Source organism: Paenibacillus sp. D9, from assembly GCF_001188365.1.
GTDB classification, from domain to species: Bacteria; Bacillota; Bacilli; order Paenibacillales; family Paenibacillaceae; genus Paenibacillus_O; species Paenibacillus_O humicus.
Genome location: NZ_JZEJ01000001.1, coordinates 4856931 through 4870128, shown reverse-complemented (window position 1 = coordinate 4870128; position 13198 = coordinate 4856931). Strand labels below are relative to the sequence as shown.

Below are 13198 nucleotides of genomic sequence, written 5' to 3'. Positions count from 1 at the left end.
AGGGATCGGACCGCTATACAGCTCTGTTTTGATCTCTTAACTTTTGATTTTCCAAGTCATTTAATAGCCATGTTTACAGGAAAGTTGAAATTGTTTCTGAAATAGATGAATTTTCCAAAAAAAAGGCCGCATCCGGCATGAATCCGGATGCGGCTGCTTGCGGGGCTGCGGTCGAGGCTCTTCCTGCATGGAGCGGAAAGAAAGCACCCCATGTCGGAGCGGATCTCTTTCTGCTTTCTCCCGCTTGGGCGGCAGGCAAAAAGCATGTACGTTATGGCTAGGTCCTACAGCTTCAGCATGAACTGCACGATGTCGTCATGCAGGCCGGGCAGTCCTTCATGCCCGTAATCCGGATAGATCTCCACGGACTTGGGCGAGGCGATCTTGTTGTAGGCGGCGAACTGGGTCGACGGCGGGCAGATGGAATCCATCAGGCCGACGCCGAGCAGCACCTCGGCGGTAATGCGCGAAGCGAGATGCTGGATATCGATGTAGCCGAGGCGCGTGAAGATTTCCTCCTGGCGCTGATGCCGGGGATCGAAGCGGCGGAAGTAGCCCCGCAGCTCCTCGTACGCGTCCTTGGCCTGATCCATTTCCCATACCCTCTGATAATCGCTCAGGAACGGATAGACCGGAGCGGCGCGCTTGATGCGCGGCTCCAGCGCGGCGCAGGCGATCGTCAAGGCGCCGCCCTGCGACCAGCCGGTCGCGCCGACGCGCTCCGGATCGACCTCCGGCATGCCCATGGCGATGCCGGCAAGCTGGGCCGTGTCGAGGAAGATGTGCCGGAACAGCAGATCATCCGGCTCGCCGTCGAGGCCGCGGATGATATGGCCCTGCAAGGTGTTGCCCTTCACTCCGCCGACGTCCTCCGAGGAGCCCCCTTGGCCGCGGACGTCCAGGGAGAAGAAGGAGAATCCGAGCGCCGCGTAGCCGAGCTTATCCGCCCAGTCTCCGGATTGGCCGGAATAGCCGTGGAAATGCAGCAGCGCCGGATGCGGCTGCGGGATGTTTTTGGGCCGCACGTATTTGGCATGGATGCGGGCTCCCTTCACCCCGGTGAAATACAGGTCGAAGCATTCCGCATGCGGCACCTGAAAGGCTGCCGGCACGAGCTCCACTTGAGGATCAACCGCTTTCATCTCTTCCAGCGCTCGCTCCCAATAGGCGTCAAAATCGGCCGGACGCGGGTTGCGCCCCTCGTACCGGCGCAGCTCCTCGAGCGGCATGTCGAGCATCGGCATCGTCGAAAACCTCTTTCGTTTGGTTAGTTAGGCGGCCAATAACCGTCTTTCCTTTCCTTTTATCACGGCATGCCGGACCCGTCAACCCTCGCTTGGCGCCCCGCGCCGCCCGCTCTGGCAGAGCCTCACAGAACCATCAGGAAGACGAGGACGATCAGCAGCAGGCTGATCAGCCCGAGCGTGACGGAGACGATCCAGACGAGCAGAATCGGAGAGCGGAACCGCTCCTCGTTGATCCCTCTGCGCTTCTGGAAATAATCCCTGGCCGCCAGCAGCAGGACGACGGCTCCCATGATGACCGAGCCGATGCCCCCGGCGGAAGCGATGAGACGGCCCGAACGGCCGAGCACCTCCGTCTGCAGCACGAGTCCTGCGGCTATGAAGCCGAGGCCGATCATGGCGATGCTCGTCCTCACCCAGGCGAGAAAGGTCCGTTCGTTGGCCAGATGCTGCTGGGTGTACTTCGCTTCCTGTTCTATCGTCATCTCTCCTTTCCCCCATCATACCCCGGACACGGGAAGCGCAAAAAGGCCTTCCCGCAGGAAGGCCTTGAAATCCGCGTCTAATAACGTTCCAGAATCAACTGGGTCTTGAGCGAATCCTGAGGCACGAGCCAGCCCTTGCCCTGCACGAAGGCAATCAGCTTGTCCCGCTCCGCCGCGGCCTCGCCAGCGTCGTCCGTCTTGAAGGAAACTTCCACGATCGTCTCCGTTCCCGTTCCGGAGGCGCTTCGGATCGGCCAGATTTCCAGATCCGTCTCCAGTCCGTCGAAGGCGCCCGTATACTTGCTTACAGCCACCGGTCCATGCGCTCTTGCAGCCGACAGCTTCCCTTTGCCCCAGCCGGAGGCGCTCCAATTTTCCAGCTTGCCGGGGATTTCATCCACCGCCATGCCGAGCGCTTTGCTTTCTGCCGGCAGAGCCGTGCCGCTGTAGCCCGAGGCGCTTTTCTTTTTCTCCGTGGAAATGCTCAGCGTCTGCTTGCTGTAGTTCCAGTCGATCTCGGCCTCGTAATTGTCGTCCGAGGAAGTGAAGCCCTCCAGCCTGGCCTGCTCCAGCGCCGCATTGATATTGCCGTTCACGATGGGATAACGCTTCTTGTAGCTGATCTCGAAGTTCGATTTGTCGGCTTTCTTGCGGAAGCGCACATCCCATCCCTTCGAATTCAAATCGAGGGACCCGGTGTCGAAATACTCCACGCCGATGCTCTGCGCGGAACCGAGCCCGAAGGCGCTTGCCAGCGCCGGGGACGGCTTGCCGTCGCTGCCGAGCGCGGCTGCCGGACTGAGCAGCAGCTTCACTTCGTAACCCGGAACCATGACGGAGCTTGCCGCTTGGGCCCGCTCGCCCGATTGCATGCCGATTGTCGCGATCAAGCCCCCGGCCAATACCGCCGCAGCCGCTTTTTTCCATACGCTTTTCATCTCATCCGCTCCCCTGCCTGATTTTGCCTTCCGGCTTCTTAACTGTAGCTCCGGCTTGTCCCGGCAACATCAAGGAGATTCGGAGAGTGCGTTAAATACGGAATTAAAAGTTGAATGCCGCTCAAGGTTTATTGAATACGGCTCCAGCCCGACAGCAGCTCCATCATGCTTTGCAGCTGGCCGGACGGATGGCGGTCGCGGTTGCTGGCGCAGCTGATCGTGCGCCGGTAGCGGAACTCCGGAATCGGCCTTGCCAGCAGCAAGCCTCTCGCCACCTCTCCTTGGACCGCCAGTCCCGATACGAACGATACATGACCGCCCTGAATGACCGCCTGCTTGATCGCTTCCAGCGAATCCAGCTCCAGATGCTGCTCCAGGCGGATTCCATGCTGCTCCAGCCAGCGGTCCGTCAGCTCGCGCGTACTGGAATGCCGTCCGTGCAGGACGAAGTCGGCGGTCGCCAGCAGACCCGGGTTCAGCTCAGGGCTGGCGGCCAAGTAATGGCTCGTAGCATGCGCCAGCACGAGCTCGTCGTCGCAGAGCTCATGCACGTCAAGCATCGGCAGGCGGAACGGCTCCGCCGACAGGACGCCGAGATCGATCTCGTGGCTCAGCAGCATCTCCTTGATGACGGAGGATGGCTTGACGGCCAGCGTGACCGTCACCTTGGGATGACGGCGGGCGAACTCCTTGAGCAGGCGCGGCAGCATGTAGGTCGCCGGAACATAGCTGGCCCCGATGCGGAGGGTCCCCCTCCCCGGAGTCCCGTATTCCTGGGCTGTCCGCCTCGCCTCCGCGGCGAGGCTGTTGATTTTTCCCGCATAATGCAGCAAGGCGCGCCCCGCCTCCGTCAGAATCACCTTGTCCATCCGCGGCTCGAACAGCTTCACGCCGTATTCCTGCTCCAGCGACTTCATATGGTAGGTGACCGTCGGCTGCTTGAGGCCAAGCACTTCGGCCACGGCGGTTACTTTGCGGTGCTTGTCGAGCAGCTCGACAATCTGGAACTTCAGAAGGTTCATTCCCTTGTCCCGCCTTCCTTATCCTGGTTGAAAAAGAGAGCCTCCCGGCCGTACTCCTGCCATTCGTGCCGTCCGGTCATCCCCAAGCGCTGATCCGGATGCCGGCCTGCCTCTCTTCGGGACGAGTCGGACAAGAATAGTCCTTCCGTCTCGTCAGATCGACGAGCGTCAGCCGCAGCCCGTGCTTGGCCCCGGTGTCGATGCCGAGCTTGCCGGGGCCATGCCACAGCTCTCCCGGCGGCGCTCCGATCTTGTGCGTCGGCGTGTGGCCGAACACGACATGAGCCGGCGGCAGCCCTGCGCCGCCTGTCTCCCCAGTCCCGAAGGGCTGCATCGGCGGCGCATCGGCGGCGCCCCAGAACTCCTCCCGGATGCCGATCAGATCCGGCTCCGTCTGCCGCTCCAGAGGCAGGCCGGGACGGATGCCGGCATGCACGAACAGCCAGCCGCCTTCGGCCGCATGGAGCGGAAGGCTCTGGAGAAATTGCAGCTGCGCGGAGCTTGCGGAATCCAGGCTCCCGCGGCTCGCCAGTTCCCGCTCCAGATGCCGCTGCAGATGCCGCTCCATGTTGCCGGCAAGCGCGACGGCGCCGCCGGAGGCCAGCTCCATGACGTCGTTCAGGGAGCTCCATGTATGCGGCTCGTAATCGATATAATCGCCAAGCAGAAAGAGCCTGTCCCTGCCCGGCTCGTATGCGGCCGCTTCCAGCAGCAAGCGAGCTTCGGCGGTGAAGCCATGGATGTCGGATAGTGCCAGTATTCGGGACATGATGGTCAGTTTGCCTCCTGCTGTGGATAAAGGTAGAGATCGTTCGGGGATATCGTCAGCATGCCCTCGTCTCCGGCCGCCAGCGGCCGATGATGCAGGAACGTCAGCGGCTGTCCGTCGGCCGTGCGGGCCAGCACTCTCCAGCCCTTGCCTTCGAAGACGCTGTGCATGACATGCACGGGCAAGCGGTTCGGCTCCATGCCCGGCTCCAGCGAAGCCGCGGCCTCGGCAGCGGCCGCATCGCCGGAGGACGAGCCGTCCCGCGGCAGAAAGTCCGCCGCATCCGGGCGGAAGAGCAGCAGCGCAGCCCCTTCGGCGCCCGCCGTTCCCGGCGCTCCCGGCCACACACCGGCCAGCTCCGCTCCGCCTGCGGCAACCCTTCCGCCGCTCCGGCCCATGGCCCGCAGCCGGTTGCCCGCGCCAAGCAGCTTGGCGGCGGAGGCGGAAGCCGGCAGGCGCCAGCATTGCTGCGGCGTGCCGGTCTGGTCGATCGCGCCCTCGCGCATGATGACCAGGCGGTCGGCCATGGAGAACGCCTCTTCCGGATCATGGGTGACATGGAATACGGTCGTTCCCAGCTTCTTGAACAGGTACGCCATCTCCGTGCGCATCTCGACTCGCAGCTGCATGTCGAGGTTCGAGAGCGGCTCGTCGAGCAGCATCAGATCCGGCTTCGTCGCAAGCGCCCGCGCGATGGCGACGCGCTGCTGCTGGCCGCCGGACAGCTGGGGCGGCAGGCGCTGCTCCAAGCCTTCCAGCCTCAGGAGCGCGGCCAGCTCCGCCACGGAAGCTTTGATCGCGGTCTGGTCCTGCTTGCCCCGGCGCATGCCGTAGGCGATATTTTCAAACACCGTCATATGGGGCCACAGGGCATAGTCTTGGAACACCATGTTGATGCCGCGCTTCTCCGGCGCCAGCATGCCGGACCGGGAGGCGGCCACCTTGCCGCGCAGCAGGATCTCGCCGCGGTCGGGCTGCTGAAGGCCGGCGATCAGCTGCAGCAGCGTCGACTTGCCGCAGCCGGACGGGCCGAGCACGCTGATGATTTCCCCTGCCTGCACAGTCAGGTCGACGCCCCCAAGCACCTCCTGCTTGCCGTACGATTTGCCTACTTGCCTGATCTCGAGTATCGATGTCATGAAGTCGTTCTCCTTGAACTTCGGCGCGTCCCTCTGGCCAGCAGGTCCACGCTCAGAATGATCAGGACGACGAGCCCGGCTCCCGTCAGCGTCGCCGCCGACGCGTAGCCGAACCGGAGGTCCTCGAAGGCTTTGTTGATGACGACCGGAAGCGTCATGTAGTTGGGCGGGTACAGCACGGAGGACAGCGCCAGATCGAAGACGCTGGAGCCGAACGCCGTCAGTCCGGCAGACAGGAGCGCGCCCTTCACGAGCGGCGCCAGCACCGTGCGCAGACGGCGGGAGAAGCCGGCTCCCTGCAGCTGCGCCGCGGCCAGCAGCCGCTCCGGCACCTGGGCCATCGCTCCCGCCATGATGCGGGTAATGACCGGGATGGCTCCGGCGACGCCGCCGAGCGCCAGAATCCACGGCGTGCCGTACAGAAGCAGTCCGATAGGCTGCAGCCAGGCCTGGTTCCAGATGAAGATGTAGCCGATGCCGAGCACGATGCCGGGCACTGCCAGCGAGACGAGAGACAGGACGTCGATCGTTTTTTTCAGCTTGAAGCGGGTATAGTTCAGGACATATGCCGTCAGGAAGCCGACGACAAGTCCGATGGCCGCCGCGCCGAGCGCGATTTCGAGGGAATGGGCCAGCCCTTGCGCCAGCCGCCCGCCATCCCGGAACAGAGCGCGGTAATGCTCCAGGGTGAACCCTCCGCCGGCGGAGTCGCCCTGCAGCGACATCAGCAGATTGGAGCCGAGCGGGATGCCGATGGCGACCGCGAGGAAGGCGGCATTGCCCAGCGCCAGCAGAGCGCCGCCCTTCGCCGGACGGCGGGGCTCGGACTTGACCGCGCGGGAGGAGAGGAAGTCGAAGCGCGACTTGCGCATGGCGTACAGCTGGACGCTCATCGCGAGCGCGATCAGCAGCACGAGATAGAACGACAGCGCCCCGGCCATGTCGAAGCGGATCGGCGATGTATACAGCGCGGAATAAATGGAATAGGGCAGCGTCGGGAAGCGGAACACCGCTGCGATGGAGGCAGGCAGGCCGAAGTCGCCGACCGTGTCCATGAACACCAGCATCGCTCCCGAACAGATGGCAGGCAGCAGCAGCGGCAGCTCCACGGTGCGCAGCACCGTCCATGGGGACGCGCCCGACAGCCGCGCCGCGTCGCTCAGCCTCTCGACCCTCCATTCCAGCGCCGCCTTCACCGTCAGATAGGCGAGCGGGAACTTGCTCAGCGTCATGACGGCGATCAGCCCGGCAGGCTGGAACACCATTCGGGTCGCTCCGTTCCAGCCCAGCCACTGGGAAGCGAGGCCGTCCGGAGCCGCGAACATGACCCACCCCTGAGCCAGAATGAAGGAAGGGGTGATCAGCAGCAGCCATACCGATACGTCCAGCAGCCTGGCCGTCCGGAATGCCCAGCGGGAACGGGCAAAAGCCAGCGCTCCGCCGAGGAGTGTGGCCAGAACCGTCGTGCCCAGGCCGAGCAGGACCGAGTTTTTGAGCGAGGCGTACCATAGCGGCCGTCTGAAGATGTCGAGCAGCAGGGAAAGATCGCCTATCTTCAAGGTGCCGAAGAAAATGCCGGGAAAGAGCACCTGGACGACGACCGCGAGCAGCGGCAGCAGGATGAGGACGAACAGGACGGCCAGCATCAGCCAGCCCGTCCTGTTGCCTTGACTCGGTATGAACTTCATCCCTTTATTTCACCGCTTTGTCCGCGAACCACTGCTTGATCTCGCCTTCCTTCTCGCCGGCCCAGGCCGCTTCGGCCACGACAAGCTTGGCATCCGCCGCGCGGTCGGCCTTGGCGTTCACTCCTTTGGCGGACGGCTCGAAGTAGCTCTCCTCGCCCTTGTCGATCAGCTCCTGCTGCGTTTTCGGATCGAGCAGGAATTCGACGAACGCCTTGGCCGCTTCCAGATGCTTCGTCTCTTTCTGGATGGCGGCGACGCGCACCGACGCGGGAGCTCCTTCGGCAGGCCAGATGATGTCGACCGGCTCGCCTTTGTTCTTCAGCGCGTAGGCGTTGCTTTCCTGAAGGGCAGCCGCTTTGATCTCTCCGCCGGTCAGCGCTTTGGCGACGTTCGGGTTCTTCGGATACACATGCATGCCGTTTTTGAACAGGCTGTCGAAATACCCTTTCGCGGCGTCCATGCCTTGGTTCTGGAAGAACCAGGAGACGAACGGATAGGCAGGAGCGGCGACAGCAGGGTCGGCCATGCCCAGCGTATTCTTGAACTTCGCGTCAGTCAGATCGGCCCATGTCTTCGGAGCCGTGTCCTTCGTGAAGGCTTTCGTATTGTAGGCGATGACTGCGGCGGCGTGGGCGCCGGTCGGATAGTAGGCTCCGCTCGCCGGAACGAGCCCGCTGGCGAAGTCCGTCAGGTTGCCGATGTCGGCCGGCGTCCAGCCCTCCAGCAGGCGGCCGGATTTGCCGAGCTGGTCGATCATCGGCATGGAATCCATCCAGACGACATCCCAATGCGGATTGCCCTTCTCCGCTTCGATGCGGGATGCGAGCTCCGCTCCGTTGCCGGATACGAGCTCCAGCTTGTAGCCGGTCGCCTGCTCGAACATCGGCTGGATGATCTCGTCGAAGTCGTTCAGGTAGACGACGAGCGGCTCGTCCGACTTGGACGGCTCCGTCGAAGCTTCCGGAGCGGCCGAGGCTTCCGTGTTGGCCGGAGCCTGTCCTTCTGCAGCCGGGCCGGCTGCATTCTGGGACGCATTCTGGGCTCCGCATGCGGATAAGGCGAGGGAGAGCGACAGGGCGAGAAGGGCGGTAACGCGCTTGCGGCGGACAATGGTTGTCATCGAACATCCTCCTGATCAATGTCTTGATGCTCTAAGCATATAAGACCTGTGTCAGGTAGCCGTCAACGGCAAGAAAAGGTTTCATTAAATAAATTCGATAAAATTGGATGGGATCATAGATTTTTTTGTTTCCCCGAAAATAAATAAAGCGATCCCCACCACCGGTTGGTCAAGCCGGGCATGGGAATCGCTTCGTTTCCACTGCGTCAGTTCCTGCGTTAAATGAATGCCTGCAGCGTCGGGAAAATCGCCGCATCGAACCTCTCGTCACTCAATGTCGAAATCGAAATATTTCTTGGGAAACGGCTCCTTTTCGAGCGTATAATGCCACCATTCCTTGCTGTAGGGGTGGAAGCCGCGCTTCTCCATCGCTTTCTTGAGAACGGCCCGGTTAGCCGCTTGGACGGCTCCGATCTGCTTCGTAGCGTGGCTCGAGATTTCCCCGAAAAAATCGAAAGGACTGCCCATGTCGGTCGGCTTGCCTGTCTTCAGGCTGTAGGTCGTGAGATCGATCGTGCTGCCCCTGGAATGCCCCGAACGGGAGGATACGAAACCAAGCTTGAACACGTCGGCCTTGTCCACTTGTGGATAAAAGACGTCCTTCATGACGGTATCGTCCCCATCCTTGGACCAGGACATGAACTGCTGGACAGCCTTGACCGGGCGGTAGGCATCGTAGACCAGCAGTCCGAGTCCTTTCACGGCAAGATCGTCGCTGACCGCCTTCAACGCTTGGGCCGCCTGCTCGGACAGGATGGCGTATGGCGCCTTATAGCCGTCCAGCCTTCTTCCCACGAAATTGTAGTCGGTGTAATAGCGGATATCGGATTTGAGCGTCGGGATGACTTCATCCAAGTAAACGAAGCCCTCCGGCAGCCGATGCTTTTTCTCTGCCACTGGCTTCACTCCTTGCTTGGCGGGCGCGGCCTTGCCGGCGGGGGAAGGCTGCGGGCTGACACTCGATGGCTGCGGCGCGCTCGAATCCACCGGAACAGAGGCAGTCGGGGCCGGGGTACGGGCAGCCGCTGCCGCCTCATGCCCGGCTTCGTCCGCTCCGTTCTTCAGCCCCGCGGGGCTGGCGCTGCCGGAGGAATCCACGGCATCGGCCGGGGCGGCGCAAGCCGTCAGCTGGATGGCCAGACATGCGGCCGGCAAGCATGCCAGCAGCTTCTTTCCTTTCGAATGCATGGAGCTCCTCCTCTGTCTTCTTTCCCGGTGCTTACGTCCGGCTGCGCTTTTTTTGCCGAATTCGTATACACCGATTGTATACGACTCCGCCGAAAATGTAACGTCCCGATCAGGCGCGCAAGCTTGGTTCCCGTCAAGTCAAGCCCTATAATAGTGGAGAGGAAACGGACCAAGGAGAGATGCCTTATGCCTCATGATTGGGATAAACGGGTGGCGCTGCTGTGGGGCTCCGCAGACGCCTTGAGCAGAGAGGAACTCGTCGCCCGAATGGAACGGCTCGCTTCCGAGCTTCCCGAGGACAGTCCTGAAGCGGCCTTCGAACGCGCCGCCTCCCTGGAGCACGCCGGGCAGTCCGATCTTGCCGTGCCGCTGTACCGGCGCGCCCTATCGGGAGGATTGAAGGGAGAGCGCAGGAGGCTTGCCGTCATTCAGCTCGCAAGCCTGCTGCGCGGCATCGGCGCGCTGCCGGAGGCGATCGCCCTGCTCTCTACCGAGCAGCGGCGCGGGTCCGATCATCTGGACGACGCCGTCCAGGCTTTCCTGGCCCTATGCCTGGCCGATGCCGGCGAAGAGCGCCAGGCGGCGTCGATCGCGCTCGCCGCGCTCGCCGGCCATCTGCCCCGGTATCGGCACAAGATAGAATCCTCCGCCAAGGATCTGCTTAAGGGCTGATCCGTATCTACGAAAAATTGAAAGGGGAAATGAACCCTGAATCCATCCGTCCACCATGCAGCTCCCGCCCCGGAAGAATACATCCGTCTCCGAAAGGCCGCAGGATTGAGCGCCAAAAGTCCGGAAGGAGCTGCGATCGGACTTCGGAACTCGATCTACTGCGTATCTCTCCGGCATGAAGACCGGCTGATCGGAATGGGCCGGATCATCGGCGACGGCGGCTGTTTCTATCAGATCGTCGACATCGCGGTAGAGCCCTCTTATCAAGGGAAAGGACTCGGCAAGCTCGTGATGGCTCATTTGACGGAGTATCTGGACAACCATGCGCCGAAGGGCTCCTACGTAAGCCTCATTGCCGATGTGCCCGCTGACCGCTTGTACAAGCAATACGGCTTTGCCTATACGGAGCCCGCTTCCGTCGGCATGTACAGGAAGTACTCCCTGTAATGCGAAGGCTCGTTCCCAGCCTGCCGCTTCAGGCTGGGAGCAGAACCGATTGATCAGGGATGCATACACTAGGATAAATGGCCTAGGGAGGGACAGAAATGAACCAGCTTGCCCAGATCGATGATGCTAAATACACCCTGATCGGCAGATTGTTTACACTGGGAGGATCCGTTTTTTTCTTTATCGGATCTTTGATTGTCGCCATTCTGGCGTACAAATCGTACCAGGACCTTCTCCAGCCCCAAGCCTGAACAAAGACGCCCCCGAATAATGCTCATGCGGGCTTGATCCCGTGCTGCCGAAGTCCTCTCCTACCTTTGAGGGCTTTTATTGCTTTAGGGGCCTTGGCCGGATGTTCCCTTCTCCCTGCAAGCTCTTAGAAGAGAAGCAGCCCCTCTAACCAGGCCGATTAGAGGGGCTGCCGCTTCGCTTCATGGACGGGACAAGCGCTTGACCGCTACAGTCGCCGAGCTTCGTTCATCGAGCCCTATTTCCGAGGAAATATTGAAATCCCTCCGATTTGGGACCCGCTTCTCTTATCGGGATAAATAGGCTTCAAGCAAACCTTCCACTTCCGTTTTTTCCAAAGGGCCATAAATAAAATGCTTCTTCCCGTCTTGATCGACCAGTATCGTCGTCGGAATGGACTTAAGCTTGAAGTACTCCTCTGCCTCGCCTTTTTCATCAAAATAAACCGGCGTTTTCATCTTCATTTTCAGCTGGAAGTTGACCGCTTCATAGACCGTATCCTGCCGGGTTGCATGGACGGCATAGAAATCGACTTCCTTTTTGTATGTCTGGAACAGCTTGTCCAGGACAGGAATCTCCTTTTGGCAAGGAACGCACCAGGAAGCCCATATGTTGATCAGCTTTACTTTTCCGTCCGATAGATTCAGGTTATGCTCGCCTCCCGCCCTATCTTTCAGCAGGATCTCATCCGCAGCCTCTTCGGAGGAACTGGAAGCATCGTATACGGCATAAATAGCCAACACAAGGACAGCTGCCAGCAAGCCTCCCTGAATCATGCGCTGCCGCTTCCCTCGGCCTCCGTCTGCGCTACTTCTTGAGAATGAGCTCAGCCGCATACTCGTCTCCGCCAACCTTTTTGATTTCCTTCAGCACAAAAACGGTATTCATCAGCTTGATTTCATCACCGGGCTGGTAGTGCTTGTTCCGCTCGTCTTCAACGAGCACGAGGGAATCGATAGCAGCAGTGGTTTTGTTTTCTTCGTACGTCCACTTGACCTTCCCGTTCTCCGATACGCCCGGCAGCGGAACCAAGATACGGGCAGGGAGCGTCGATTGCCATGGGTTCAAGCGCCATAATGCCGCGGCAGCGAGCAGGAGCACAACTGCCCCTGCCATGCCTAACTTCCACTTTGATTTCAAGTTCCATCCTCCTGTGCCAAAAAAGGTGACCGCCGCTGGAATTCCGTTCCCCCTTTAGCGGTACCGTCATCATTCGATTCAAACCTTATTTCCCCTCTTTTTCCTTATAACTTACAGCTGGCGGAACGTCTGCATCCATGGCTTTAATAGAACCGCTGCTGACTGCCGGGACAACTCCGGAAAAGCTTACTTTCTTTCCTTCATAATCATAGGTTCCTTCAAAAACATATACGGGCTGCAAATAAGGCTGCTGATCCAATCTGGCCGGATCTTCGTAATAAGCCAGCTCCACCTTATCGAGAACGACGTTTTTTGCGTCCTCCGAGATATTGTGGACACCTTTGGACGTCTGCAGGTCTTGAGCGGCCTCCCGGACTGATTTCAGGCCGTAGCTCGTAAAGGCCTCCACTTCCTTGTGATATTTTCTCGCCGATACGATTTGCCCGTTATCTCCAACCTCTACCATGATCCGTGAAACACCGAGAACTGGCAATTGATCGATCTTTTGGTAGAAATGAACTGTTTTCGTCGATACATAGTCTCCTGCTTCCGTTTCGGAATTGACATCTCCAGGAACGATCGTATTGGCCGTCACTCCCGCAGGCTCGAAAGTTTCAGGCAGCCATCCGAACTTCTCGAGAAATTCCTCTGCAGATGCAACGGCTTCCTCATCGCTCGGTATGTTCTTCGCCACTTCGGATGGATAAGTCTTATCCTGGTAGTACATCTTTCCAGTATCTTTTTCTATTTCCACTAATACCGTTTCATTTTCGAATGAATACGAATTCAGTTGAGCATTCTGTTTGGGAGCCGCTTTCTCGAAGCTTGGATCGAATTGAGCTGCTTTTTTTCTGGCGTCTTCAAGGGTAATATTGAACTTCTTGAATTTATACACCTGCTGTTTTTCCGGGAGCTCGGAACTGTCCATGGATTCAAGCGACAGCTTGAAGTCGTTCGCCACGCTCTGCCCCATCCCCGGAATGAACAATTCGGGCAGCTTTTCTTCGCTCTTGCCTTCAACGGACAACGAATATCCTGCAAAAGCGAGAACGCCAAGCGCGGTTGCCGAAATGATGAGCTTTTTCATCGATGGTTTT

At 60.0% G+C, this 13198-nt stretch carries 15 protein-coding genes; 3 read left to right on the top strand and 12 right to left on the bottom strand.

What is annotated here, in order from left to right; genetic code table 11:
- Positions 1-284: 284 nt before the first annotated feature.
- The 9 genes from VE23_RS21810 to VE23_RS21770 form a co-directional block, all read right to left on the bottom strand.
- Complete coding sequence (locus tag VE23_RS21810; RefSeq protein WP_049869102.1) at positions 285-1244, bottom strand: acetylxylan esterase; 960 nt, start codon at positions 1242-1244, stop codon at positions 285-287.
- Between the two features lie 125 nt (positions 1245-1369).
- Positions 1370-1729: a YidH family protein gene (locus VE23_RS21805; RefSeq protein WP_049869100.1), complete on the bottom strand. Its 360-nt coding sequence runs from the start codon at positions 1727-1729 to the stop codon at positions 1370-1372.
- Between the two features lie 77 nt (positions 1730-1806).
- Complete coding sequence (locus VE23_RS21800; RefSeq protein ID WP_021882170.1) at positions 1807-2667, bottom strand: hypothetical protein; 861 nt, start codon at positions 2665-2667, stop codon at positions 1807-1809.
- Between the two features lie 128 nt (positions 2668-2795).
- The gene (locus VE23_RS21795) at positions 2796-3689 is read right to left on the bottom strand and encodes a LysR substrate-binding domain-containing protein (protein ID WP_049869099.1); all 894 of its coding nucleotides are present in this window, start codon (positions 3687-3689) and stop codon (positions 2796-2798) included.
- Between the two features lie 76 nt (positions 3690-3765).
- Positions 3766-4458 (bottom strand): metallophosphoesterase, encoded by a 693-nt coding sequence (locus VE23_RS21790; protein ID WP_049869097.1) that lies wholly within the window; start codon positions 4456-4458, stop codon positions 3766-3768.
- Between the two features lie 5 nt (positions 4459-4463).
- Positions 4464-5597 carry an ABC transporter ATP-binding protein gene (locus VE23_RS21785; RefSeq protein WP_049869096.1) on the bottom strand — a complete coding sequence of 378 codons (1134 nt, stop codon included), beginning with the start codon at positions 5595-5597 and terminating at the stop codon, positions 4464-4466.
- Positions 5594-7285: an ABC transporter permease gene (locus tag VE23_RS21780; RefSeq protein WP_049869095.1), complete on the bottom strand. Its 1692-nt coding sequence runs from the start codon at positions 7283-7285 to the stop codon at positions 5594-5596. The genes VE23_RS21785 and VE23_RS21780 overlap by 4 nt, the downstream gene beginning before the upstream one ends.
- Positions 7286-7289: 4 nt before the next feature.
- Positions 7290-8405, bottom strand: coding sequence for an extracellular solute-binding protein (locus VE23_RS21775; RefSeq protein WP_049869094.1), 1116 nt, complete (start codon positions 8403-8405; stop codon positions 7290-7292).
- A 267-nt stretch (positions 8406-8672) separates the two neighbouring features.
- The gene (locus VE23_RS21770) at positions 8673-9593 is read right to left on the bottom strand and encodes a M15 family metallopeptidase (RefSeq protein ID WP_084781620.1); all 921 of its coding nucleotides are present in this window, start codon (positions 9591-9593) and stop codon (positions 8673-8675) included.
- 186 nt (positions 9594-9779) lie between these two features.
- Here VE23_RS21770 and VE23_RS21765 point away from each other — a divergent pair, with 186 nt between their 5' ends.
- The 3 genes from VE23_RS21765 (at position 9780) to VE23_RS27135 (ending at position 10963) form a co-directional block, all read left to right on the top strand.
- Positions 9780-10265, top strand: coding sequence for a tetratricopeptide repeat protein (locus VE23_RS21765; protein ID WP_049869093.1), 486 nt, complete (start codon positions 9780-9782; stop codon positions 10263-10265).
- A 36-nt stretch (positions 10266-10301) separates the two neighbouring features.
- Positions 10302-10712 carry a GNAT family N-acetyltransferase gene (locus VE23_RS21760; protein WP_021880132.1) on the top strand — a complete coding sequence of 137 codons (411 nt, stop codon included), beginning with the start codon at positions 10302-10304 and terminating at the stop codon, positions 10710-10712.
- Positions 10713-10810: 98 nt separating this feature from the next.
- A complete protein-coding gene (locus tag VE23_RS27135) occupies positions 10811-10963 on the top strand; it encodes a hypothetical protein (RefSeq protein ID WP_021880133.1) in 153 nt (50 codons plus the stop codon).
- Between the two features lie 285 nt (positions 10964-11248).
- Here the strand turns inward: VE23_RS27135 and VE23_RS21755 are convergent, their stop codons facing one another.
- The 3 genes from VE23_RS21755 to VE23_RS21745 all read right to left on the bottom strand — a co-directional run bounded on the left by VE23_RS21755 (position 11249) and on the right by VE23_RS21745 (position 13188).
- Positions 11249-11737 carry a TlpA family protein disulfide reductase gene (locus VE23_RS21755; protein WP_048745261.1) on the bottom strand — a complete coding sequence of 163 codons (489 nt, stop codon included), beginning with the start codon at positions 11735-11737 and terminating at the stop codon, positions 11249-11251.
- Positions 11738-11768: 31 nt separating this feature from the next.
- Entirely contained in the window at positions 11769-12101 is a 333-nt protein-coding gene (locus VE23_RS21750) for a hypothetical protein (RefSeq protein ID WP_048745262.1), read from the bottom strand.
- An 85-nt stretch (positions 12102-12186) separates the two neighbouring features.
- A complete protein-coding gene (locus tag VE23_RS21745; RefSeq protein ID WP_048745263.1) occupies positions 12187-13188 on the bottom strand; it encodes a hypothetical protein in 1002 nt (333 codons plus the stop codon).
- Positions 13189-13198: the final 10 nt, after the last annotated feature.

Bases quoted from the DNA above. Each gene is read 5' to 3' on its own strand.
- VE23_RS21810 (WP_049869102.1), bottom strand. From the start codon at position 1,244: ATGCCGATGCTCGACATGCCGCTCGAGGAGCTGCGCCGGTACGAGGGG.
- VE23_RS21805 (WP_049869100.1), bottom strand. From the start codon at position 1,729: ATGACGATAGAACAGGAAGCGAAGTACACCCAGCAGCATCTGGCCAAC.
- VE23_RS21800 (WP_021882170.1), bottom strand. From the start codon at position 2,667: ATGAAAAGCGTATGGAAAAAAGCGGCTGCGGCGGTATTGGCCGGGGGC.
- VE23_RS21795 (WP_049869099.1), bottom strand. From the start codon at position 3,689: ATGAACCTTCTGAAGTTCCAGATTGTCGAGCTGCTCGACAAGCACCGC.
- VE23_RS21790 (WP_049869097.1), bottom strand. From the start codon at position 4,458: ATGTCCCGAATACTGGCACTATCCGACATCCATGGCTTCACCGCCGAA.
- VE23_RS21785 (WP_049869096.1), bottom strand. From the start codon at position 5,597: ATGACATCGATACTCGAGATCAGGCAAGTAGGCAAATCGTACGGCAAG.
- VE23_RS21780 (WP_049869095.1), bottom strand. From the start codon at position 7,285: ATGAAGTTCATACCGAGTCAAGGCAACAGGACGGGCTGGCTGATGCTG.
- VE23_RS21775 (WP_049869094.1), bottom strand. From the start codon at position 8,405: ATGACAACCATTGTCCGCCGCAAGCGCGTTACCGCCCTTCTCGCCCTG.
- VE23_RS21770 (WP_084781620.1), bottom strand. From the start codon at position 9,593: ATGCATTCGAAAGGAAAGAAGCTGCTGGCATGCTTGCCGGCCGCATGT.
- VE23_RS21765 (WP_049869093.1), top strand. From the start codon at position 9,780: ATGCCTCATGATTGGGATAAACGGGTGGCGCTGCTGTGGGGCTCCGCA.
- VE23_RS27135 (WP_021880133.1), top strand. From the start codon at position 10,811: ATGAACCAGCTTGCCCAGATCGATGATGCTAAATACACCCTGATCGGC.
- VE23_RS21755 (WP_048745261.1), bottom strand. From the start codon at position 11,737: ATGATTCAGGGAGGCTTGCTGGCAGCTGTCCTTGTGTTGGCTATTTAT.
- VE23_RS21745 (WP_048745263.1), bottom strand. From the start codon at position 13,188: ATGAAAAAGCTCATCATTTCGGCAACCGCGCTTGGCGTTCTCGCTTTT.